Origin of the sequence: Mesorhizobium sp. WSM4308 (genome assembly GCF_002294905.1) — a bacterium.
Taxonomy (GTDB): Bacteria; Pseudomonadota; Alphaproteobacteria; order Rhizobiales; family Rhizobiaceae; genus Mesorhizobium.
In genome coordinates this window covers 65,590-86,453 of record NZ_NSFW01000026.1, presented here as the reverse complement: position 1 = coordinate 86,453, position 20,864 = coordinate 65,590, and the positions used below count along the sequence as shown (strand labels likewise).

Below are 20,864 nucleotides of genomic sequence, written 5' to 3'. Positions count from 1 at the left end.
GTGCTCACGTAGGCGCCAGCAAGCGCGTCACTGTCGCGTTTCTAATTGCTGCGACCTACCCTGCGAATTGCCCCTTTGCGACATTTCAACTTTGCTGAGCGCGCGACATTCGAACTTGGTTGCAACAGCGGACATCGTAAACGCTGGACGTTGCGCTTGCCCCATGCGTGATCCTCAAACTCCTCCGCCCGCCGACATTGACGGCCTGTCGGCGCTGACCGTCGCGCGCCTTCTGGTCAATGTGATCGGCACCATCGCCCGGCAGGTCTGAAACCGATCGCAAAACTTTCCCGTCACGTGGCGCCGGCCGCTGAAATGCGCCGATGCACGCCGTCCAGGCTTTCCGCCAGCGCATCGAAGACGTTGCGGGCCATAAGTTCGTTCAGGACCTGCTCGTTGATGCCGCCACGGGTCGCATAATCCTGCGCCAGATGCGTGAAGTCCGCATCGGGCGCCGTCTCCGGAGCGTGTCCGAGCGCCATGAAGAGCGCGGCGATATAGTCACGCCCCTTGGTGTCCGGCACATCATGGGCTTTCAGCCAGCGATGGATCGTATCGAGGTACTTGAAATAGGTGGCATAGGTCGCGGTCACGACGCTCAACGCGTCGAACTCGCTGGCACTCTCGACCTCGATCACCGTCCCCAGCCCGCCGAACAAAGCGGTCACGTCCCGATCAGGCGGATAAATGATCGTCGCCCCCCGCCGCCGGGCGATCATCGGCATCGGCAGCGCTTTGGTCACGCGGCTCGCGGGTGCGGTCAGGCCGGTTATCTCCTCGCGTGACAACGTGGCGATCAGGCTGATGAGGTGATGGGTTCGCCGAAATTTCAGTTGACGCAGCACCTGGTGGGCATCTTGCGGTCGGACAGCCAGCATGACGGTATCGCAATCGTCGAGCACCGCCTGATTGTCGGCGGCAACACGTATATTCGGATAGCGGGAAGCGAGGTTGGCCGCGATCTCTTCGTTGCGCGGCGACAGCACCACCGATACCGGATCGCCATCGAGGGATTTGAGCCCGGTGACAATGGCTGAAGTCAGCGCACCTGTGCCGATGAAGCCGAGTTTCATTGGGTACTCCCAGCTGTTGGCTCTGCGGCTCGGTCGGTCACCGCCGCCCCTGCTCCAGACCGATCCGGTAGCTTAGCGAACGCTTGGCCCCCGGCTCGATCAGCATCACGCCGGGCTTGTCGCTGAACTCGCCGTCGAAATCGGCCGGGCTCGCAATACCACGCCAGGGTTCGATGCACAGGAAGGGCGCGCCGCCGGGCTTGGACCAGATGCCCAACTCTTCGGCTCCCTGCCATGACATTTCGATTGCCGGACCGCGCTCGGCTGCATATCGCACACTGGTGCTGGCGGGCCGATCCAGGATGACGGCGTCGTCATCGAACAGCCGTTCGGACAGCGCAAGCGTTCTGCCATCGATGGGCGTCGTCCGCGTTTCCGAGACGAGAAGGCCATCCTTCAGGCGACGAACCGGCGCCGGCTCACTCGCGGCAAAGGTCAGCCGATAGGCCTCCTTGGGCAACTCCGGCAGCAACGGCCAGTTGAATGCAGGATGAGCACCGATCGAGGCCGGCAATTTCTCGTCGCCGGTGTTGGTCACTCGCAAGGTCACATCGAGCTGCTGTCGGTCCAGCGTATAGGTGACGGCAAGGCGAAAGGCGAAGGGATAATGCGCACGCGTGTCGGCGTCGTCGGTGAGCACCAGCGTGCAGGAGCGGGGTCCCCTCTCCTCCCAGGTGAACGGTTTGTCTCGAGCGAAGCCGTGCTGCGTCATCGGATAGGTTCGGCCGCGATGACGCAGTCGATCGCCCTTTAGCCGGCCAACGATCGGGAACAGCACCGGCGAATGGCGCCGCCACTCCGGCCCGGCCTGCCACAGAAACTCAAATCCCCGCCCATCCTGCAGCGAAACCAGTTCGGCACCCTGCCCTGTTATGACAGCCGAGATGCCGTCGCCATGAAGCGTTTGGCTGTCCTGTGCCACATGTCCTCGCGGGCCGATGTTGAAGGCTGGTGCGGCGGCAGACTAGCAAAACCTCTTGGGGACTCAAGGTGCGGCCGGAACGATTTGTGGCCGGAGGATCTCTCCTCCGGCCACCTCTCCGCATCAAGGGCGAGAACCCCCGCCCTTGCCCATGGCGGACAGTCGCTACTCGCGCTCACCGGTGAAGTTTAGCAGCAGCTGGAAGATGTTGATGAAGTTCAGGTAGAGCGAGAAAGCACCGAAAACAGCCAGCTTCTGGCGCGATTCCGCGTCGAAATTCTCGGCATATTGTTCCTTGATCGTCTGCGTGTCCCAGGCGGTCAGGCCGATGAAGACGGCGATGCCGATCACCGAAATGGCGAACTGCAGCGCGGTCGAACCGAGGAAGATGTTGACGATGCTGGCGATCACCACGCCGATCAGGCCCATGATCAGGAAGGACGAGAACTGCGTCAGGTCGCGCCTGGTCGTGTAGCCGTAGAGGCTGGTGGCGCCGAACATGGTGGCGGCGATGAAGAAGGTGCGCGCGATGCTGGTGCCGGTGAAAACCAGGAACACGGAGGCGAGCGACAGGCCCATCACCGCGCAGAAGGCCCAGAACATCGCCTGGGCGCTGGCCGCCGACATGGTCTGCATCTTGAACGAAAACAGCATGACGAAGGCCAGCGGCGCCAGCATCACCACCCATTTCAACGGGCTGGAGAAGATTGGCACGTAGAGCGCCGGCGTCGATGACACTAGGAACGCGACCAGGCCGGTGACCACGAGGCCAAGGCCCATATAGTTGTAGACGCGCAGCATATGCTGGCGCAGGCCCTCGTCAAAGACGGCTCCGGCCTGGGCGCCGGCGCCGACGCGATATCCCAGATTGGGCGTGTTCATTTGCAGTCTCCTTTGTGGATCGGTCAGTAAAGCGTTCTGGCGAGCGTCTCGGCGGCGCGGTCGAGATCATGAACCCCGCTCCGCGCGACCACCGCATAGGCGACCTCGCCGATCTGGAAATAGGCAGAGGAAATGTCGCCCGACGGCGCGACGGTCGGCTTGACCACGTCGAAGGTTCCCGGCCGGATCGCAAACAGCGACACCAGGCCCATATCCTTGGTGTCGACAGCCATCTCGACGCTCGGGCCGAAGCGCGACGGGTAGATCTGCACGTCGCGCACCTTCCAGTCCTTTGGCAGTGACGGCATGACGATCGCGGTCGCCGCACGGATCTCGCCGGCACTGTAGTTGGGCGCTTCCGGCTGCGAGGGCATGGTCTCGCGCACCAGCGTCGTCCGGTGCGCGCGCACCGCCTCGTCGACATAGGCGGGCGGCTGCGGCGACGCGACGACCTTGGTCACCGACATCGGCCCGATGATGCCGTTTGCCAGCCAGCCGGCGGCAACGAAGGCGGCAACGGCTGCAGCACGCTGCAGCACGCCGAAGATGCGGCCACGGACAAGTCCCCTCTCCAGCCGCCGCGCCGCGTCAGCGGTGGCCGGCCGTGCCATGCCCTTGGAGCCGGCAAGCGCCACGCGCAGTTCATCGCGGGTCCGCAGATCCGACATGACGCGCGCGGCGGCCTCCGGGCGTGTCGACAGGAAGGCTTCGACCTCGATGCGGCGGGTGACATCCAGCTGGTCGTCGACATAGGCGTCGAGGTCAGTTTCCGTCACAGGGTCGACAAGAGCGCTCATGGCTCACCTCCCACGATGCTGAGATGATTTCTTCCGCGCGCCGGGGCGGCGTCTTCCATCTGGCGCAGTGCCGCGCGCGCCCTGCCGATGCGCGACATCAGCGTGCCCAGCGGCACGCCGGTGGCATTGGCCGCCTGCTGGTAGGAAAGCCCTTCGATGGCGACCAGATGCAGCGCCGAGCGCTGCTCTTCCGGCAGGTTGAAAAAGGCGTCCCGCACCTGCGCCAGGCGCACCGAATGTTCCTGCGGCGCCGGCGTAGCGGCGTCGGCGAGGTATCCGGCCTGTTCGATGCGCATCGCTTCCGAGCGGCGCGAGCGCATGCGGTCGACAAATGCGTTGTGGACGATGGACAGCAGCCAGGCACGCAGGTTTGCGCCCGAGCGGAAGGTGCCGCGCCGCTCATAGGCGCGCACAAGCGCGTCATGCACGAGATCCTCGGCATCCGCGCTGTCGCGCGTCAGCGACTGCGCATAGCGCCGCAGCGACCCGAGCTGTCCTATGATGTCAAAGCGTGGCATCGACCGTTTCATGCCCTGTTTACGGAGCATGTGGGGATGTTAATCCCGACCCGTGCCATTTTTCTTTGGCGGTTTCCCCGGAGGATTGCGCTCGCAGCCCCTCCGCCCGCCCGGCTCTTAGGGGCGAAGTGGTTTTGCCGGTTTGGGTGTAGTCACACCGCAAGCGCGCAACACCCATCGGCGGCCGTCGCTGCGAAAATCGGTGATGCTCAGCGGCTCGATATCAATCTTCCGACAGGCGGCAAGCGGAGCACCCAGAACGTGCACGATCGCGGTGCGAATGACACTGGCATGGGTCAGCGCGATGGTGTGACCAGGCTCTGCCATCAACCGGTCCATCAACTCGGAAGCCCGGCGGCCAACGTCGGCCAGCGACTCGCCGCCATGCGGCGCTGCGTTGGGGTCGGTCAGCCAGGCGGCGATGTCGCCGGGCTGTTGGGCCTGCACGTCCTCAAAACTCTTCCCGGCCCAGCCTCCATGATCCTGGTCCGCCAGGAGCAGTTCGACCGATGCGTCCAGCGATAGCGCCTCGGCGGTCTGGCGGGCGCGAAGCGCGGGCGCTGTCCATGCGCGGTCGGCGCGGCGCAGCGTCCCGCGCATCGCCTTCGCGTGCGTCAGCGAGCGCGGGTCCAGCGGCTCATCGAGCGGAAACGAACCCCGCCGGGTCGCGGCCGTGGCGCCGTTGCAGATCATCGTCAGCCGTACGAGCATGAGGCAGTCATTCCTTGAGCCGCTTTCGAAGCGAGGCATACGCTGCAATTAGAATAGCTGCTATCGTTTCGAAAGGCCGCGCCCCCCTGGGGTGCCGCCCTTCGTTTTGCGCAATTAAAACCGCTGGCGAAGCGCCTTCGATTTGCGTATCACTCCGCCGCGCAAACGGAACCATAACGATGTTCGAAGACCTGCAGCCAGCTCCCGCCGACAAGATCCTGGCCCTGATCGGCCTCTATCGCGCCGATCCGCGTCCCAACAAGGTCGACCTCGGCGTCGGCGTCTACAAGGATCGCGACGGCAAGACGCCGGTGATGCGCGCGGTGCGTCAGGCTGAAAAGCGGCTGCTGAGCAGCCAGGACACCAAGACCTATCTCGGGCTCGCCGGCGACACCGGCTTCAACGCGGTGATGGCCAAGCTCGCCTTCGGGCCGGGCGCGGACATGACGCGCATCCGGGTGGCACAGGCGCCCGGCGGCTCCGGTGCGCTTCGCCTTGTGGCGGAGCTGCTCAAGCGGACGCGTTCGGACGCCACGATCTGGCTGTCGGACCCGACATGGCCGAACCACATGCCGGTGATGCGCGCAGCCGGCCTGCAGATCCGCGAATATCCCTATTTCGACGCGGCCTCCGGTGCTGTTCGTTTCGACGACATGCTGGCGGCGTTGCGAACGGCCAAGAGCGGCGACGTGGTGCTGTTGCATGGCTGCTGCCACAACCCGACCGGCGCCAACCTCGATGCGGGGCAGTGGCAGGCCGTCACCGATCTGGTCGTCGAGCGCGGCCTGCTGCCGTTCGTCGACATCGCCTATCAGGGCTTTGGCGACGGCCTCGAGGCCGACGCTCTCGGCCTGCGCCTGCTGGCGGCGAAAGTTCCGGAAATGGTCGTTGCCTCGAGCTGCTCGAAGAACTTCGCCGTCTATCGCGATCGTGTCGGCGCGGCGATGGTCTTGGCCAGGGACAGCGCGCAGGCCGACGTGGCGATGAGCCAGATGCTGTCGGCCGCACGCGCCATGTATTCGATGCCGCCGGACCATGGCGCGGCGGCGGTGCGCATCGTGCTGGAAGACGCAAGCCTGCGCGCCGACTGGGAAGCCGAGTTGGAAGAGATGCGCCTGCGCATGCTGAGGCTTCGCGTGGCTTTCGCCGAGGCGCTGCGCCGGCAGTCCAACTCCGACCGCTTCGACTTCGTCGCCAGCCATCGCGGCATGTTCTCGCGGCTTGGTCTCACGGAAGCGCAGGTCGAGCGGTTGCGTGTCGAGCACGGCGTCTACATGGTTGGCGATAGCCGCATCAACGTCGCTGGATTGCCGGAGGACGGCATGGACGACCTCGCCAAGGCGATCGTCTCCGTGCTCGACTGAAGCGGCTCAGCTGTGGACAAGGCCCCCTCGCCGGCTGACAGTGTTGGCCGTGCGTCGGGTCGCAGGATAGCATCCGCCGCATGACGCCATCCAAAGACATTTCGCGCCTGATCGAGATCATGGCCGCGCTGCGCGCGCCGAGGACCGGCTGCCCCTGGGACATCGAGCAGGATTTCTCGACCATCGCGCCCTATACGATCGAGGAAGCCTACGAGGTGGCGGATGCCATCGCGCGCGGTGACCTCAACGATCTGCGCGATGAACTCGGCGACCTCCTGCTGCAGGTCGTCTACCACGCGCAAATGGCCGAGGAAGCGGGCGAATTCGCGTTCCCGGATGTCGTCCAGGCCATCACCACCAAAATGATCCGGCGCCACCCGCATGTCTTCGGCGACGAGGAAGCCCGCGGCGCCGGCATGGCCAAGGGCATGTGGGAGAAGATCAAGGCCGAGGAGAAGGCGGAGAAACGGCAAGGCCGTCTCGCGCGCGGCCTCGACCCCGAAGACAATGGCAAGGGATTTCTGGACAGTGTTCCGGTCGCCCTGCCCGCTTTGACGCGAGCGCTAAAACTTCAGGAGAAGGCTGCCCGTGTCGGCTTCGACTGGAGCGAGGCAGCCCCCATCCTCGACAAGATCGAGGAGGAGATCGGCGAGTTGCGCGAGGCTCTGGCGAAGGGCGAGACGGCCTCGATCAAGGACGAGTTCGGCGACATGCTGTTCGCCGTCGTCAATCTCGGCCGTCATCTCAAGCTCGATTCGGAAGCCGCTTTGAGCGGCACCAACGAAAAATTCCGGACGCGCTTCCACTATGTCGAGCAGGCTCTCGAGAAGTCCGGCAACACACTGGAGAAGGCCACCCTGAACGAGATGGAAGCGCTCTGGCAGGAAGCGAAGAGCGCGAAGTAGGCCTGTAGATCGGCAATCCGGGACGGAAACGCGTTTACACTTTTCCTATAGTTGCTCCGGCCTAGCCGTTGTTTTTGCGACGCAATCGGCTTTCGATCTCTTCGCGAGCGCTTTGTGTAGCCTTGAGCGAGATGGTGGCGCTGCCGTCTTCATTGTCGGTGCGCGAAACGATATCGCCATTGCGATACAGCCAATCGACAAGGCCAAACTGTGCCGGCTCGATCGTCACCGTCAGATCTTCGAGCTCGCCGGCCATGCGCGTCTCGATGAGCGCCTTAAGCGCATCGATGCCCTCGCCGGTCACCGCCGATATGGCGATCGGCGGACCCTTGCTGCCGTCCGCGGCATCGGCAAGCAGGCGGCTCCTGTTGCCTTCGTCCAGCAGATCGATCTTGTTCCAGACTTCGATCACACGCTTGGTGTCACCGGCGTCGACACCGAGGTCGGCCAGGATGCGCTCGACATCCTCGGCCTGTGCCGCCGTGTCGGGATCGGAAATGTCGCGCAGATGGATGACGAGATCGGCCTCGACCACCTCTTCCAGCGTGGCGCGAAAAGCCGCGATCAAATGCGTCGGCAGGTCGGAGATGAAGCCGACCGTGTCCGACAGGATGATCGGCGTGCCATGCGGCAGGCGCACGCGGCGCAGCGTCGGATCGAGCGTGGCGAACAGCATGTCCTGCGCCAGTACGTCCGCCCCGGTCAGCCGGTTGAACAGCGTCGACTTGCCGGCATTGGTGTAGCCGACGATCGCCACCACCGGGAACGGCACCTTCTTGCGCTTGGCGCGATGCAGGTCGCGGGTGCGACGCACCGTTTCCAGCTCGTGCTTCAGCTTGATGATCTTTTCCTGCAACTGCCGCCGGTCGGATTCGATCTGGGTTTCGCCGGGACCGCCGAGGAAGCCGGCGCCACCGCGCTGGCGTTCAAGGTGGGTCCAGCTGCGGACCAGGCGGCCCTTCTGATAGTTGAGATGGGCAAGCTCGACCTGCAGCGTGCCTTCCTTGGTGCGGGCGCGCTCGCCAAAGATTTCTAGGATCAGCCCGGTTCGGTCCAGAACCTTGGCATGCAGTTCCCTCTCGAGATTGCGTTGCTGCACCGGGGTCAGCGGATGGTCGACGATGACCAGCTCGGCGTCGTTGTCCTTGACGAATTGGGCGAACTCTTCGACCTTGCCGCTGCCGAGCAAGGTTGCTGGACGCGGATCGTTGACCGTCACGACAGCCGTGTGGACAGGGTCGAGATTGATGGCGCGCGCAAGGCCGATCGCCTCGTCATGGCGAGCGTCGGCCGAACGCGTCAGCCGCGGGCGGTTGGTGTCGTCGTCGCCGCGCGGCTGACGAGTAAGTACAGGCACAATGACGACAGCCCGGGTCGGCCCCTTGGCTTCCGTCCCGGGATGATGCGCTGGTTTTCCGCGAACCGTGCCGTCCGCGTCCTTCTCACGTGCCAATCAGGCGCCCTGGCTTTCCTCGCCATCGAACATCTGAACCGGCTGGCTCGGCATGATCGTGGAAATGGCGTGCTTGTAGACGAGCTGGGAGTGACCGTCGCGGCGCAGCAGCACACAGAAATTGTCGAACGAAGTGACCACGCCGGTCAGCTTCACGCCGTTGATGAGGAAGATGGTGAGCGGGTTCTTGCTCTTGCGAACTGAATTCAGGAACAGGTCCTGAAGATTTTGCGATCGTTCCGCCATTGTTCTTGTCTTTCGCCGATCCCCTTCGGTTTGCAAGCCAATGCGCCAAATTGTCGGGCACATGTCAAGCGCGCAAACACCGTCTTGTCGTCAGTAACGACAAGCAGAACGAGATATATTGATGTTCATTCCACCTGTGCGGTTATCAGGCTGGACTTTTTTCCGCAATGTCAAAAAAGGCCTGCCGTAACGAAAGTGTCACTGAGCCGGGGTGCCCGTTGGCCACAGGATCGCCGTCAATGGCCACGACCGGCATGGCGATCGTCGTGGCGGAACTGATGAACGCCTCGCGCGCCGCCTTGGCCTCGGCGACGGAAAAACCGCGCTCTTCGATCTTCAGGCCGAGCTTCGCCGCAACCTCGAACATGGTCGTGCGGGTGATGCCGCGCAGGATGCCGTGATCGGCCGGTCTGGTAACCAGGACGCCGTCCCTGGTGACGATCCAGGCGTTAGACGAGCCGCCTTCCTTGACGTTGCCTTCGGGGTCGACGAACCATGCCTCCTGCGCGCCGGCCTCCTTGGCTTTTTGCTTGGCCAATACATTGGGCAGCAGTCCGACGGTCTTGATATCGACCCGGTCCCAGCGATTCTCTGGCACGGTAATGATCGAGATCCCGGTCTCGGCTCGCTTTGCTCCAGCCGCCGGATCGGCCTTTTTGGCAGTGACCACCAAAGACGGCTTGGTGTCCGCCGACGGGAACACAAACTCGCGGCTGGCGACACCGCGCGTTACCTGCACATAGACCAGGCCGTTGACGACATGGTTGCGGTTGACCACTTCGCGCAGGATGAGCGGCAGCACGTTGCGCGCGACCGGCCATGCAATCGACAGTTCGGTCAGCGAGCGGTTGAGCCGGGCAAGATGGCGCGGCATGTCGACGATGAAGCCGCGCGCCACCTCGCAGACCTCATAGACGCCATCGGCGAACTGATAACCGCGATCCTCGATATGCACGGAAGCGTTCGCGTGAGCGACATAGCGCCCGTTGACATAGGCAATGCGCGGCATTGGCGACCCCTGAAAAATCTCGGGCCTTCTTATGCGATTCCGCCGCCGCCGTAACCGGCAAATGCTTGGACCACGCGCTGTTCAGCACAGGTCCCGCGCGTCAGACGCCCAGCGACTTCAGTTTGCGGTGCAGCGCCGAGCGCTCCATCCCGATGAACTCGGCGGTCTTCGAGATGTTGCCGCCAAAGCGGTTGATCTGGGCGATCAGATAGTCCTTCTCGAACTGTTCGCGCGCCTCGCGCAGCGGCAGCGCCATGATGTGCTGGTCGGACTGATTCGGCGTGCGCGGCATGACATCGCCGATCTCGGACGGCAGAAGGTCCGCGGTGATCGGCGCATCGACGTCGTCGCCGCGCGCCAGGATCATCAGGCGCTCGACATTGTTGCGCAGCTGACGCACGTTGCCCGGCCAATTGTGCGCCTGCAGCACGGCAAGCGCATCGTCGCCGATACGGCGCGGCTTGATGCCGGCCTGGCGGGCGATCTGCTTCATGAAATTGTCGACGAGATAGGGAATATCCTCGCGCCGTTCGGCCAGCCCCGGCACCATCACCGGAACCACCGCCAGGCGATGATAGAGATCCTCGCGGAAACGCCCGTCGGCGATCATGGCTTCCAGGTTCTGCGAGGTCGAGGAGATGATGCGGACATCGACCTTGACCCGTTTGGTGCCCCCTACCCGCTCGAACTGCTGCTCGACCAGCACACGCAGGATCTTGTTCTGCGTCTCGCGCGGCATGTCGGCCACTTCATCGATGTAGAGGATGCCGCGATGGGCTTCTTCCAGCGCGCCGACCTTGCGCTCGACACCGTTCGATTCGGTACCGAACAGTTCGATCTCCATGCGCTCGGGCGTGATGTTGGCAGCGCTCAGGGTCACGAACGGCCCGCCCTTGCGGGCCGACAGCGTGTGGATGGCGCGCGCCGCCAGTTCCTTGCCTGATCCGGACGGGCCGATGATCATCACACGGCTGTTGGTCGGCGCGACGCGCTCGATGGTCTGGCGCAGTTGGCTCATCGCCGACGACATGCCGATCAGGTCGAAGGTTTCGCCGCTGCGCTGCTTGAGGTCGGAAACCTCGCGCCGCAACTTCGAGGTTTCGAGCGCACGCTCGGCGATGAGGATCAGCCTGTCGGCCTTGAACGGCTTCTCGATAAAATCGTAGGCGCCACGGCGGATGGCCGAGACCGCCGTTTCGATGTTGCCGTGACCGGAGATCATCACCACCGGCAGAGTGGGATGCATGGTCTTGATCTCGTCGAGCAGCGCCAGGCCGTCCAGGCGCGAGCCCTGCAGCCAGATGTCGAGGAAAATCAACCTCGGCGCCCGATCGGCTATGGCCGCCAACGCGCTGTCGGCGTCAAATGCCGTACGGGTTTCGTGACCTTCGTCGCTCAGTATGCCTGCGACGAGCTCGCGGATGTCTTCCTCGTCATCGACGATGAGAATATCAGACGCCATTACCGACCTTTTCAGTTTCTCTTTCGTGTTCCGTCTTGCCTTCGCCGCGCAACGGCGTGACGGCCGCGGGCGGCAGGATGATGCTGATCATCGCCCCGCGGCCACCATGGAAGTCCGCAGGCGCATCATGAAGTTCCAGCCTGCCGCCATGGTCCTCCACGATCTTCTTGACGATAGCGAGACCAAGCCCGGTGCCCTTCTCGCGCGTGGTCATATAGGGCTCGAGCAACCGTTGGCGATTCTCCCGCGGCAGGCCTTTGCCATTGTCGATGACGTCGATTCGAATCGCGCCATTCTGACGGCCGGCTTGAATCCGGATTATGCCGTGCGAGCCGTCCTTTTGTTCCAGTCCGTCGATCGCCTCGGCGGCGTTCTTGATCACATTGCCGAAAGCCTGCGCCAAAAGGCGGCTGTCGAACGTGCCCTTGAGCGGTTCGTTGCCGAAAATCCGCTCGAAGGTGATGTCGGCGCGGCTGACTTCGACCAGGAAGGACGCCTCACGCAGCGATTCGCGCAGATCGATGGCTTTCATCTCGGGCTTGGGCATGCGCGCGAAGGCGGAGAATTCGTCGACCATCCGGCCGATGTCCTCGACCTGCCGGATGATGGTGTCGGTGCATTGGTCGAAAACCTCACGGTCTTCGGTGATGACCTTGCCATAGCGGCGCTTGATGCGCTCGGCCGAAAGCTGGATCGGCGTCAGCGGGTTCTTGATCTCGTGGGCGATGCGCCGCGCCACATCGGCCCAGGCGGAAGAACGCTGCGCCTGGACCAGATCGGTGATGTCGTCGACGGTCACGACGTAGGATTTCTCCTCCGAGCCGTCATCGCCCGCCTCGACGGTGATCTGCACGTTGAAAGTACGCTCGGTCCCGGCGCGGAAAAACGTCACCTGCTCTCGGTAGACGGGCTTGCCCGACTGGCGACCGATCTCGAAGACACGGCCAACATGCGGCAGAATGGCGGAAAGGTTCTGCCCGAGTGCGGCACTGGCGGAGACGGCCAGCATCGATTCGGCTGAACGGTTGACGATGGTGACGATGCCGTAGGGATCGACGCCGATGACGCCGGCGGTGACACCGGCAAGCACGGCTTCGGAAAAGCGCCGCCGTTCGTCGATCAGGTCCTTTGCCGACAGGATCTCGTTGCGTTGCGATTTGAGCTCCAGCAGCATCTTGTTGAAGGTGTCGCCCAGCGAGGCGACGTCGCCGTCGGAAGGCCTGACCGGAACCGCGACGTCCAGATTGCCTGTCGCCACCTCGTCGGCAGCGCCGATGAGCTGGCGAATCGGCCGCACGAGACGGTCGGCGACCGCGATGCCGGTCCAGATTGCCGACAAGATGATGATCAGGGTCAGCGACAGATAGGGCAGCGCGAAGGCCACTTGCGAGGTGCGCCTGTTGTCTTCGAGATTGCGATACTCGTCGGTGTTGGACCTGACGATCTGCCGCGCCTTGATCACCTCGGGATCGACAAGGCGGATGGTGTAGAGGTAGAGGCCCTCGATCTCGCGCAGCTTGACGATGGCGCCCATGATGTTGCGGGTGCGAGGCTCTATCAGCACCGGTTTGCCGTCGGTGGCGCTACTGACCGCGCCTTCCGGCGGTTCCGGCATGGCGAAATCGGCATCGGTCTGCGCGCTCATGACGAACGAACCGTCGGGCTTGATCAGCGCCGCATGGGCCAGCGACCGGCCCACCGCCTCCTTGTTCAAGAGGTCGAGAAAGCCTGTGCGATCAAGGCCGTAGAGTGTTCGCGACGCGTCGAGATCATAGGCCATCGACAGCGTCGTGCCCTGCAAGTTGCGGGCATTTTCCTGAACATAGGCATCGGCGATCGATAACGAGGAATTGACGATCGTCTTGGTGCGAATCTCGAACCAGCGATCGAGGCCGATATCGAGCGTGATCGAGGCGATAATGGCCACCATGATGGCGGGAATGGCGGCAACCAGCGCGAACATGGCAACGATGCGCACATGCAGCCGCGAGGCCGCCTTGCCATGCCGGCGCGCCATGACGATGCGATGCACCTCGCGCCCGACCAGCGCCATGAGGAACAGCACGAATGCGGCGTTAAGCGCGATCAGCGCCCAGGTCGTCCTGGCGTCAGGCGCGATCGGCGTCGCGCCGACCAGGATAGTGAATGAAATGGCCGCCATGACCAGCGCGCCGACGACCGCCACCACGCCGGGCAGCGCCAGCAAGCGGCGTCCGTCGCGCGCGCCGGGTTCGCTGAATAGCGGTTGGTTGAGTACAGGTGCCTGCGGAGCCATGTCGCCGTCTGGGAGCCAATGATTGCGTCCGATCTATGCAACGCATTGTGGCGATTATGCAACAAGTGTGACAATGGCGGAAATCTTTCGCCGCTCAGTCCCCTGAAAAGAGTGCGTCAGACCAGCACTCAGCCCGGCCGCGACGATTTATAGACGTTGACGCCCAGTTCGCGAATCTTCTTGCGCAGCGTGTTGCGGTTCAGCCCCAGCAGTTCCGCAGCCTTGATCTGATTGCCGCGGGTTGCCGTCATCGAGGCCAGGACCAGCGGATATTCGACTTCGGACAGGATGCGCTGGTAGAGCCCGGCTGGCGGCAATTCGCCGGCAAACGAGGCGAAATAGCGCTGCAGGAAATGCTCCACCGCCTGGCCGATGGAAAGGTCGTCGGGAATGAGGTTGCCGCCGCCGGGGACCACGGGGCGCTCGCCGGTCTTCAGCTCCGCCTCGATGATTTCGGCGGAGATCTCATCCTGTGAATAGAGCGCGGCCAGCCGGCGAACCAGGTTTTCCAGTTCGCGCACATTGCCCGGCCACGGGTAGCGCTTCATCAGTTCGATGCCGCCGGATGAAATACGCTTGGTCTGCAGCCCTTCCATTTCGCCGAGCTTGAAGAAGTGGCGCACGAGATCAGGCACGTCCTCGGAGCGCTCGCGCAGCGCCGGCAACCTCAGCGGAACGACATTGAGACGATAGAACAGATCCTCGCGGAAAAATCCCTGGTTGATTAGGGTACGCAGATCCTTGTTGGTGGCGGCGACGATGCGCACATCCGTCTTGATCGGCGTGCGGCCGCCGACCGTCGTGTATTCGCCCTGCTGCAGGACACGCAGCAGGCGCGTCTGCGCCTCCATCGGCATGTCACCGATCTCGTCGAGGAACAGCGTGCCGCCCTCGGCCTGCTCGAAGCGGCCGGTGGAGCGGTTCTGGGCGCCGGTGAAAGCGCCCTTCTCGTGGCCGAACAGTTCCGATTCGATCAGGTCGCGCGGGATCGCCGCCATGTTGATGGCAACGAACGGTCCGCCGCGACGGCGGCCATATTCATGCAGCGCGCGCGCCACCAGTTCCTTGCCGGTGCCGGATTCGCCCGAGATCATCACCGTCAGGTCGGTCTGCATCATGCGCGCCAGCATGCGATAGATGTCCTGCATGGCCGCCGAGCGGCCGACCAGCGGCATCGTTTCGGGCTGCTCGTCGGGCCGCGCATCGATTTTCGGCCGGCGGGGCTCCGACAGCGCCCGGTTGACGATATTGAGCAGTTCGGTCAGGTCGAACGGTTTCGGCAGATATTCATAGGCACCGGTCTCGGATGCACGGATTGCCGTCATGAACGTGTTCTGGGCGCTCATGACGATGACGGGCAGCTCCGGCCGCGCCTTCTTGATGCGCGGCAGCATGTCGAAGGCGTTCTCGTCCGGCATGACGACGTCGGTGATGACAAGGTCGCCTTCGCCCGCCGCCACCCAGCGCCACAAGGTCGAGGCGTTGGACGTAACGCGCACCTCGTGGCCGACGCGCGAGAGAGCCTGGTTGAGCACGGTGCGGATCGCCGCATCGTCATCGGCGACGAGAATATTGCCGCGAGCGGTCATTTGCGGTCTCCTTCACCGTCTTCTTCAGGGCCGAACGGCGTTTCCTTCCAGGCCGGCATCAGGATGCGGAAGGTGGTCCCGCGCGGGGTCGATTCGCATTCGATGATGCCGCCATGCTCGCCGACGATCTTGGCGACCAGCGCCAACCCCAGTCCCGAGCCGTTCGGTTTGGTGGTGATGAAGGGATCGAACAGGATCGGCAGTATATCCTCCGAGACACCGGAGCCATTGTCGCGCACGCAGAACTCGAGCGGCAGCGACACGCGATCCTGCGTGCCTGGAACCGAAACGCGGATGCCCGGCCGGAAGGCAGTCGACAGCACGATCTCGCCATGGGGGTCGCTGCCGATTGCCTCGGCGGCGTTCTTGACCAGGTTCAGGAACACCTGGATCAGTTGGTCGCGATTGGCGAATACCGGAGGCAATGATGGATCATAGTCCTCCAATATCCTGATTTTCTTCGCAAAACCGTTCTTTGCGATCGCCTTCACATGGTCGAGTACGACATGGATGTTGACGGGGTAGCGATCGATCGGCCGCTCGTCGGAAAACACCTCCATGCGATCGACCAGCGAGACGATGCGGTCCGTCTCGTCGGTGATAAGCCGGGTCAGTGCGCGGTCTTCGTCGGAGGCGGACAGTTCGAGCAGTTGCGCGGCGCCGCGGATGCCGGAGAGCGGGTTCTTGATCTCGTGGGCGAGCATCGCTGCCAGGCCGGTCACAGAGCGTGCGGCACCGCGATGCGTCATCTGCCGGTCGATCTTGTCGGCCATCGACCGTTCCTGGAACATGACCACGACGGAGCCCGGGAATTCCGTCACTGGTGCGACATAGAGATCGACGACCTTCTCGATGCCGAGGCGTGGCGACGACACATCGACCCGATACTCGTTGACCGGAGCCCGACGCTCGCGCACCTGATCGACCAGGGTCAGCAGCGGACTGCCGAAGGGGACGAGCTTAGACAGCGTGTTGCGCGCCAGCATGGTCGCGCTGGAGCGAAAGAAATCCTCGGCATCGGCATTGGCGAAGGTGATGAACCCGTCCTCGCTGATCATGATCACCGGGCGGCGGATGGTGTTGAGGACGATCTGGGCGGCATCCACCATTTCAGTTCCCTGGCCAGCGGTGGCGTTCATGCGGCGCTCCGCAGGCTCAAGGGTTGCGGATCGCGCGAAAACACATTGCGCAGCAAGGCAATGACGCGGGCCGGATCGAACGACGTCAGGATGGCCTTTCGGTCTTCGTCGGCGACGCCAACGGCATGGTGATCGAGATACCAGCCCAGATGCTTGCGCGCCTGGCGCAAACCGCTCTCGACGCCATAAAGCGCCAGCATGTCCTCGTAGTGACCTACGACATAGTCGGCCAGAGCCGCGGGAGTCTGCGGCACGTTGGCCGCCGTTTGGCCCGCCGCAGCTGCCGCGATGCCACCGGCGATCCAGGGCGCGCCGTAATGCGCGCGGCCGACCATCACAGCATCGGCGCCGGATTGGTCGAGAATGGCGGCTGCCTCGGCCGGGGAACAGACATCGCCATTGGCAACGACCGGAATGGACACGGCTTCCTTGACACGGGCGATGGCGCGCCAGTCGGCCTTGCCCTGATAGAACTGGCAGCGCGTGCGGCCGTGCACCGTCACCATCTTGACGCCCGCCTGCTCGGCACGGCGCGCGAGGATGGGCGCATTGAACGCGCCTTCGTCCCAGCCGAGCCGCATCTTGACCGTCACCGGCACCTTGACCGCGCCGACCACAGCCTCGATCAGCGACAGCGCATGGTCAAGATCCAGCATCAATGCCGAGCCGGCATAACCACCGGTGACCTTCTTGGCCGGGCAGCCCATGTTGATGTCGATGATGTCGGCGCCCTCGCCTGCGGCAATCCGTGCGCCTTCGGCCATGTGGATCGCTTCGCGGCCGGCTAGCTGCACCATATGGACCGGCAGGCCGGAATGCCGTATGCGCAGGTCGAAGCCGGCCCTACCCTTGGCGAGCTCGCCGCTTGCCACCATCTCGGACACGACCAGGCCCGCGCCATGCGCATGGGCGCGCTGCCGGAAAGGCTCGTCGGTGATTCCCGACATCGGCGCGAGGAATACGCGGTTGCGGATTTCCACGCCGCCGACGTTCAAAGGCGCGGCCAATCTGGTTGAGTTAACCATGCACAAAAACCAAGCATGTCCATTCGTTGCACATTCTCTAGCCATATCAGCGGCAATGTGCAACGCGGAATGACGTCACATTGAGGCGCAATTGGGAAAATTCCAGAGCCTTGGGGATTTGCCGTGGCCAAGGCGCCGCGCGTCCTTCATGCCGTGTGAAGGAGGCTTTGAGTTCATATTTGACGCACGATCTTTTCGGAAAACCAATTACACTTTTGGGGATCGTGCGCTAAGCCAATCGCCATGACTGACGGAAGTGAAAACTCGAGCGCGACAGGTGGGGTTGCGGTGGTGATCGTCGCCGCCGGCCGCGGCGCTCGTGCCGGGCAGGCCAACGGACCCAAGCAGTACCAGAACATTGGCGGCCGCGCTGTCATTGCGCACACGCTGGAGATGTTTCTGACCCATCCGCGAACTGGCCGGATCGTTGTCGCCATTCATGCCGACGACCACGAATTGTTCCGGCAAGCAGCGGGCGCACAGGCACAGCGCGTCACTGCCATCATTGGCGGACCGACCAGGCAGGAGTCCGTTCGGCTCGGGCTGCTGGCGCTGAAGGAACACGCGCCGGGCCAGGTTCTGATTCACGACGCCGTCCGCCCGTTCGTCGATGCGGAGTTGATCGACCGCACCATCGCCGCCATCGGCGAGAACGAGGGGGCGTTGCCCGCCCTGCCCGTCGCCGACACGCTGAAGCGCGAGTCGGCCGCCGGCGTGGTCGCGGAGACCGTTTCCCGCAGCGGGCTGCACGCGGCGCAAACGCCGCAAGGTTTTCCCTACGGGCCGATCCTTGCCGCGCACGACAGGGCCTACCAACTGGGCAGGCTGGATTTCACCGATGACGCGGCCATCGCCGAATGGGCGCAGATACCAGTCAATCTCGTTCCGGGCTCGCCGGACAATGTCAAACTCACCTGGGCACGGGACATCGCCATGGCGCACCAGCGGCTTTCCAGCGAACGCACGCATTTCCCCGACATCCGCACCGGCAACGGCTACGATGTCCACGCCTTTGAGCCCGGCGATCACGTCACACTGTGCGGCGTCGCCATTCCACATGACAAGAAACTGTCCGGTCATTCCGATGCCGATGTCGGCCTGCACGCCTTGACCGACGCCCTGCTGGCAACCTGCGGCGCCGGCGACATCGGCACGCATTTTCCGCCATCCGATCCGCAGTGGAAAGGTGCGGCGTCGCGGATCTTCGTCGAACACGCGGCGAAGCTGGTGCGCGAGCGCGGCGGACGCATCGCCAATGCCGACGTCACATTGATCTGCGAGGCGCCGCGCGTCGGGCCGCATCGCGAGGCGATGACGGCAGCCCTGTCGCGGATGCTGGGGATTTCCGCCGACCGCATCTCGATCAAGGCGACAACCAACGAAAAATTGGGCTTTGTCGGTCGTGAAGAAGGCATTGCGGCGATCGCCACCGCTAGCGTGGTGTTCCCCGGCGAGGTGCCGGAATGAGCAACGCCGAACTGGCCATTGCCCTGTTCGAGGCCTGCCGCGAACGCGGCATCATGGTGGCGACGGCGGAAAGCTGCACCGGCGGCATGATCATCGCCGCGCTGACCGACATTGCCGGTTCCTCGGCCGTGGTCGATCGCGGCTTCATTACCTATTCCAACGAAGCCAAGATGGACATGCTTGGCGTTTCAGCGGCGACGCTCGAGGCGCATGGCGCGGTGTCCCGCGAGACGGCGATCGAGATGGCGGCCGGAGCACTTGCCCGTTCGCGAGCGGGACTAACCCTTGCGGTCACCGGCATCGCCGGGCCAGACGGCGGTTCGGCGCAGAAGCCTGTCGGCCTGGTGTGGTTCGGCGTCGGGCTGGAAGGCCAAACCGTGACGGCCGAACACAGGCAGTTTGCAGATAAGGGCCGCGATTTCATCCGCCGTGAGACGGTCGGGCACGCCCTGGAGCTTGGGCTGCGAGCGCTTGGCCGGATTTAGGTCGACGACGCGACGCCATAGATGACGTCGGCACGCTTTTCGAAAGCCTCGGCGAACATGCGGAAGGCACGGTCGAACATGGTGCCCATCAGCGCGCCCAGGATACGGCTCTTGAACTCATAGTCGATGAAGAAGCGAACGGCACAGCCGGCGCCATCGGGCTCGAAACGCCAGACATTGCTCAGATATTTGAACGGACCATCGATATACTTCACGTCGATGGCGTTCTCGTCGGGCTTCAAAAGCACCTGCGTGGTGAAGGTCTCGCGGATCGCCTTGTAGCCGATGCTCATGTCGGCCAGCAGAACGGTACGTCCGTCACGCTCCTTGCGCGAGCGTACCGTCAGCGCTTCGCAAAGCGGCAGGAATTGCGGATAGGCCTCGACATCGGCTACCAGCGCAAACATCTGTTGCGGCGTATGGGCGACGCGGCGGGTGGCTTCGAATTTCGGCATTCAACCAGCGCTAGACCGACTTCTGAAGCTGTGCTTCCCGCGCCGCGCGCAGCCGGGCGAAATCGTCGCCGGCATGGTGCGATGAGCGCGTCAGCGGGCTCGATGCCACCAGCAGGAAACCCTTGGTCCGGCCGATCGTCTCGAAGGACTTGAACTCTTCGGGCGTGACGAAGCGGATCACCGGATGGTGCTTCTTCGACGGCTGCAGATACTGGCCGATGGTCATGAAGTCGACATTGGCCGTGCGCAGATCGTCCATCAGCTGCAGGATTTCATTCCGCTCCTCGCCCAGGCCGACCATGATGCCGGACTTGGTGAAGATCGACGGATCGAGTTCCTTGACCCGTTGCAACAGCCGGATCGAGTGGAAATAGCGGGCACCCGGCCGAACCTTCAGATAATTCGACGGCACGGTTTCGAGATTGTGGTTGAAGACGTCGGGCTTGGCCGCCACCACAATCTCCAGCGCGCCGTCCTTGCGCAGGAAATCAGGCGTCAGGATTTCGATCGTCGTCGACGGCGTTGCCGCGCGGATCGCGCGGATGACATCGGCAAAGTGCTGCGCACCGCCATCGGCAAGATCGTCGCGGTCGACGGAGGTGATGACGACGTGGCTCAGCCCCATCTGCCTGACGGCATGCGCGACGCGGGCCGGCTCGTCGGGGTCGAGTGCGGTCGGAATGCCGGTGGCGACATTGCAGAAGGCGCAGGCGCGCGTGCAGATCTCGCCCATGATCATGAAGGTGGCGTGCTTCTTGTCCCAGCACTCGCCGATGTTGGGGCAACCAGCCTCTTCGCAGACCGTCACCAGCTTGTGCGATTTGACGATCTCGCGTGTCTCGGCATAGCCCTTGGAGACCGGCGCCTTGACGCGAATCCAGTCCGGCTTGCGCAACACCTCCTGGTCGGGCTTGTGCGCCTTCTCGGGGTGCCGCAGCCGTGGCGCGTTGGCGATCGTGTCGAGGACAGTAACCATCTGGACCCTGGCTTTTCTCGCGACCGCCCGTCGGCGATCGTCACTTCATCGTCATCTAGGACTTTTCGGCGCAAAGAAAAAGGCAGCGGCGGCGCATGCCGCTACAACCGT

The 20,864-nt window shown here is 63.6% G+C and carries 20 protein-coding genes; 4 read left to right on the top strand and 16 right to left on the bottom strand.

Translation table 11 applies throughout. The annotated features are described in order from the left end of the window. Window positions 1–293: 293 nt before the first annotated feature. The 6 genes from CK227_RS33780 to CK227_RS33755 form a co-directional block, all read right to left on the bottom strand. Window positions 294–1,073: a pyrroline-5-carboxylate reductase gene (locus CK227_RS33780; protein WP_095775747.1), complete on the bottom strand. Its 780-nt coding sequence runs from the start codon at window positions 1,071–1,073 to the stop codon at window positions 294–296. A 37-nt stretch (window positions 1,074–1,110) separates the two neighbouring features. Then, the gene (locus CK227_RS33775) at window positions 1,111–1,995 is read right to left on the bottom strand and encodes an aldose 1-epimerase family protein (RefSeq protein WP_095775748.1); all 885 of its coding nucleotides are present in this window, start codon (window positions 1,993–1,995) and stop codon (window positions 1,111–1,113) included. Between the two features lie 165 nt (window positions 1,996–2,160). After that, a complete protein-coding gene (locus tag CK227_RS33770) occupies window positions 2,161–2,877 on the bottom strand; it encodes a Bax inhibitor-1/YccA family protein (RefSeq protein ID WP_095775749.1) in 717 nt (238 codons plus the stop codon). A gap of 23 nt (window positions 2,878–2,900) precedes the next feature. Next, the gene (locus CK227_RS33765; RefSeq protein WP_095775750.1) at window positions 2,901–3,674 is read right to left on the bottom strand and encodes an anti-sigma factor; all 774 of its coding nucleotides are present in this window, start codon (window positions 3,672–3,674) and stop codon (window positions 2,901–2,903) included. Continuing rightward, on the bottom strand, window positions 3,671–4,222 hold the full coding sequence (locus tag CK227_RS33760) for a sigma-70 family RNA polymerase sigma factor (protein WP_095775751.1): 552 nt from the start codon (window positions 4,220–4,222) through the stop codon (window positions 3,671–3,673). The genes CK227_RS33765 and CK227_RS33760 overlap by 4 nt, the downstream gene beginning before the upstream one ends. Window positions 4,223–4,309: 87 nt before the next feature. Next, complete coding sequence (locus CK227_RS33755; RefSeq protein WP_095775811.1) at window positions 4,310–4,903, bottom strand: histidine phosphatase family protein; 594 nt, start codon at window positions 4,901–4,903, stop codon at window positions 4,310–4,312. A 179-nt stretch (window positions 4,904–5,082) separates the two neighbouring features. Here CK227_RS33755 and CK227_RS33750 point away from each other — a divergent pair, with 179 nt between their 5' ends. Continuing rightward, window positions 5,083–6,267 (top strand): amino acid aminotransferase, encoded by a 1,185-nt coding sequence (locus tag CK227_RS33750; protein WP_095775752.1) that lies wholly within the window; start codon window positions 5,083–5,085, stop codon window positions 6,265–6,267. A gap of 80 nt (window positions 6,268–6,347) precedes the next feature. Continuing rightward, window positions 6,348–7,172 (top strand): nucleoside triphosphate pyrophosphohydrolase, encoded by an 825-nt coding sequence (mazG, locus tag CK227_RS33745; protein WP_095775753.1) that lies wholly within the window; start codon window positions 6,348–6,350, stop codon window positions 7,170–7,172. 61 nt (window positions 7,173–7,233) lie between these two features. Here the strand turns inward: mazG and hflX are convergent, their stop codons facing one another. The 8 genes from hflX to dusB all read right to left on the bottom strand — a co-directional run bounded on the left by hflX (window position 7,234) and on the right by dusB (window position 17,370). Then, entirely contained in the window at window positions 7,234–8,625 is a 1,392-nt protein-coding gene (hflX, locus tag CK227_RS33740; RefSeq protein ID WP_095775754.1) for a GTPase HflX, read from the bottom strand. Beyond that, window positions 8,626–8,871, bottom strand: coding sequence for an RNA chaperone Hfq (hfq, locus tag CK227_RS33735; RefSeq protein WP_006202172.1), 246 nt, complete (start codon window positions 8,869–8,871; stop codon window positions 8,626–8,628). It lies immediately after the preceding gene. A 145-nt stretch (window positions 8,872–9,016) separates the two neighbouring features. Next, window positions 9,017–9,880 (bottom strand): D-amino-acid transaminase, encoded by an 864-nt coding sequence (locus CK227_RS33730; protein ID WP_095775755.1) that lies wholly within the window; start codon window positions 9,878–9,880, stop codon window positions 9,017–9,019. A 100-nt stretch (window positions 9,881–9,980) separates the two neighbouring features. Beyond that, window positions 9,981–11,342 carry a sigma-54 dependent transcriptional regulator gene (locus CK227_RS33725; RefSeq protein ID WP_095775756.1) on the bottom strand — a complete coding sequence of 454 codons (1,362 nt, stop codon included), beginning with the start codon at window positions 11,340–11,342 and terminating at the stop codon, window positions 9,981–9,983. Next, window positions 11,332–13,617: a PAS domain-containing sensor histidine kinase gene (locus tag CK227_RS33720; RefSeq protein WP_095775757.1), complete on the bottom strand. Its 2,286-nt coding sequence runs from the start codon at window positions 13,615–13,617 to the stop codon at window positions 11,332–11,334. The genes CK227_RS33725 and CK227_RS33720 overlap by 11 nt, the downstream gene beginning before the upstream one ends. A gap of 128 nt (window positions 13,618–13,745) precedes the next feature. Beyond that, complete coding sequence (gene ntrC / locus CK227_RS33715) at window positions 13,746–15,206, bottom strand: nitrogen regulation protein NR(I) (RefSeq protein ID WP_095775758.1); 1,461 nt, start codon at window positions 15,204–15,206, stop codon at window positions 13,746–13,748. After that, window positions 15,203–16,345, bottom strand: a complete 1,143-nt coding sequence (locus CK227_RS33710) for a nitrogen regulation protein NR(II) (protein WP_095775759.1) — start codon at window positions 16,343–16,345, stop codon at window positions 15,203–15,205. Before CK227_RS33710 ends, ntrC begins: the two co-directional genes overlap by 4 nt. Then, entirely contained in the window at window positions 16,342–17,370 is a 1,029-nt protein-coding gene (gene dusB / locus CK227_RS33705) for a tRNA dihydrouridine synthase DusB (protein WP_095775760.1), read from the bottom strand. Before dusB ends, CK227_RS33710 begins: the two co-directional genes overlap by 4 nt. Window positions 17,371–17,613: 243 nt before the next feature. Here dusB and CK227_RS33700 point away from each other — a divergent pair, with 243 nt between their 5' ends. After that, on the top strand, window positions 17,614–18,837 hold the full coding sequence (locus tag CK227_RS33700) for a bifunctional 2-C-methyl-D-erythritol 4-phosphate cytidylyltransferase/2-C-methyl-D-erythritol 2,4-cyclodiphosphate synthase (RefSeq protein ID WP_095775761.1): 1,224 nt from the start codon (window positions 17,614–17,616) through the stop codon (window positions 18,835–18,837). Beyond that, window positions 18,834–19,322: a CinA family protein gene (locus CK227_RS33695; protein ID WP_095775762.1), complete on the top strand. Its 489-nt coding sequence runs from the start codon at window positions 18,834–18,836 to the stop codon at window positions 19,320–19,322. Before CK227_RS33700 ends, CK227_RS33695 begins: the two co-directional genes overlap by 4 nt. On the opposite strand, the gene CK227_RS33690 is transcribed toward CK227_RS33695, so the two are convergent. Further along, window positions 19,319–19,777: a type II toxin-antitoxin system RatA family toxin gene (locus tag CK227_RS33690; protein ID WP_095775763.1), complete on the bottom strand. Its 459-nt coding sequence runs from the start codon at window positions 19,775–19,777 to the stop codon at window positions 19,319–19,321. The genes CK227_RS33695 and CK227_RS33690 overlap by 4 nt on opposite strands. Window positions 19,778–19,787: 10 nt before the next feature. Beyond that, the gene (lipA, locus tag CK227_RS33685) at window positions 19,788–20,753 is read right to left on the bottom strand and encodes a lipoyl synthase (protein ID WP_095775764.1); all 966 of its coding nucleotides are present in this window, start codon (window positions 20,751–20,753) and stop codon (window positions 19,788–19,790) included. Window positions 20,754–20,864: the final 111 nt, after the last annotated feature.

What these genes read in the sequence shown, in the direction of transcription:
- CK227_RS33755 (WP_095775811.1), bottom strand. Translation starts at nt 4,903, where the DNA reads ATGCTCGTACGGCTGACGATGATCTGCAACGGCGCCACGGCCGCGACC.
- CK227_RS33765 (WP_095775750.1), bottom strand. Translation starts at nt 3,674, where the DNA reads ATGAGCGCTCTTGTCGACCCTGTGACGGAAACTGACCTCGACGCCTAT.
- lipA (WP_095775764.1), bottom strand. Translation starts at nt 20,753, where the DNA reads ATGGTTACTGTCCTCGACACGATCGCCAACGCGCCACGGCTGCGGCAC.
- CK227_RS33730 (WP_095775755.1), bottom strand. Translation starts at nt 9,880, where the DNA reads ATGCCGCGCATTGCCTATGTCAACGGGCGCTATGTCGCTCACGCGAAC.
- mazG (WP_095775753.1), top strand. Translation starts at nt 6,348, where the DNA reads ATGACGCCATCCAAAGACATTTCGCGCCTGATCGAGATCATGGCCGCG.
- CK227_RS33780 (WP_095775747.1), bottom strand. Translation starts at nt 1,073, where the DNA reads ATGAAACTCGGCTTCATCGGCACAGGTGCGCTGACTTCAGCCATTGTC.
- ntrC (WP_095775758.1), bottom strand. Translation starts at nt 15,206, where the DNA reads ATGACCGCTCGCGGCAATATTCTCGTCGCCGATGACGATGCGGCGATC.
- CK227_RS33770 (WP_095775749.1), bottom strand. Translation starts at nt 2,877, where the DNA reads ATGAACACGCCCAATCTGGGATATCGCGTCGGCGCCGGCGCCCAGGCC.
- CK227_RS33690 (WP_095775763.1), bottom strand. Translation starts at nt 19,777, where the DNA reads ATGCCGAAATTCGAAGCCACCCGCCGCGTCGCCCATACGCCGCAACAG.
- hfq (WP_006202172.1), bottom strand. Translation starts at nt 8,871, where the DNA reads ATGGCGGAACGATCGCAAAATCTTCAGGACCTGTTCCTGAATTCAGTT.
- CK227_RS33720 (WP_095775757.1), bottom strand. Translation starts at nt 13,617, where the DNA reads ATGGCTCCGCAGGCACCTGTACTCAACCAACCGCTATTCAGCGAACCC.
- dusB (WP_095775760.1), bottom strand. Translation starts at nt 17,370, where the DNA reads ATGGTTAACTCAACCAGATTGGCCGCGCCTTTGAACGTCGGCGGCGTG.
- CK227_RS33760 (WP_095775751.1), bottom strand. Translation starts at nt 4,222, where the DNA reads ATGCTCCGTAAACAGGGCATGAAACGGTCGATGCCACGCTTTGACATC.
- CK227_RS33725 (WP_095775756.1), bottom strand. Translation starts at nt 11,342, where the DNA reads ATGGCGTCTGATATTCTCATCGTCGATGACGAGGAAGACATCCGCGAG.
- CK227_RS33710 (WP_095775759.1), bottom strand. Translation starts at nt 16,345, where the DNA reads ATGAACGCCACCGCTGGCCAGGGAACTGAAATGGTGGATGCCGCCCAG.
- CK227_RS33750 (WP_095775752.1), top strand. Translation starts at nt 5,083, where the DNA reads ATGTTCGAAGACCTGCAGCCAGCTCCCGCCGACAAGATCCTGGCCCTG.
- CK227_RS33700 (WP_095775761.1), top strand. Translation starts at nt 17,614, where the DNA reads ATGACTGACGGAAGTGAAAACTCGAGCGCGACAGGTGGGGTTGCGGTG.
- CK227_RS33695 (WP_095775762.1), top strand. Translation starts at nt 18,834, where the DNA reads ATGAGCAACGCCGAACTGGCCATTGCCCTGTTCGAGGCCTGCCGCGAA.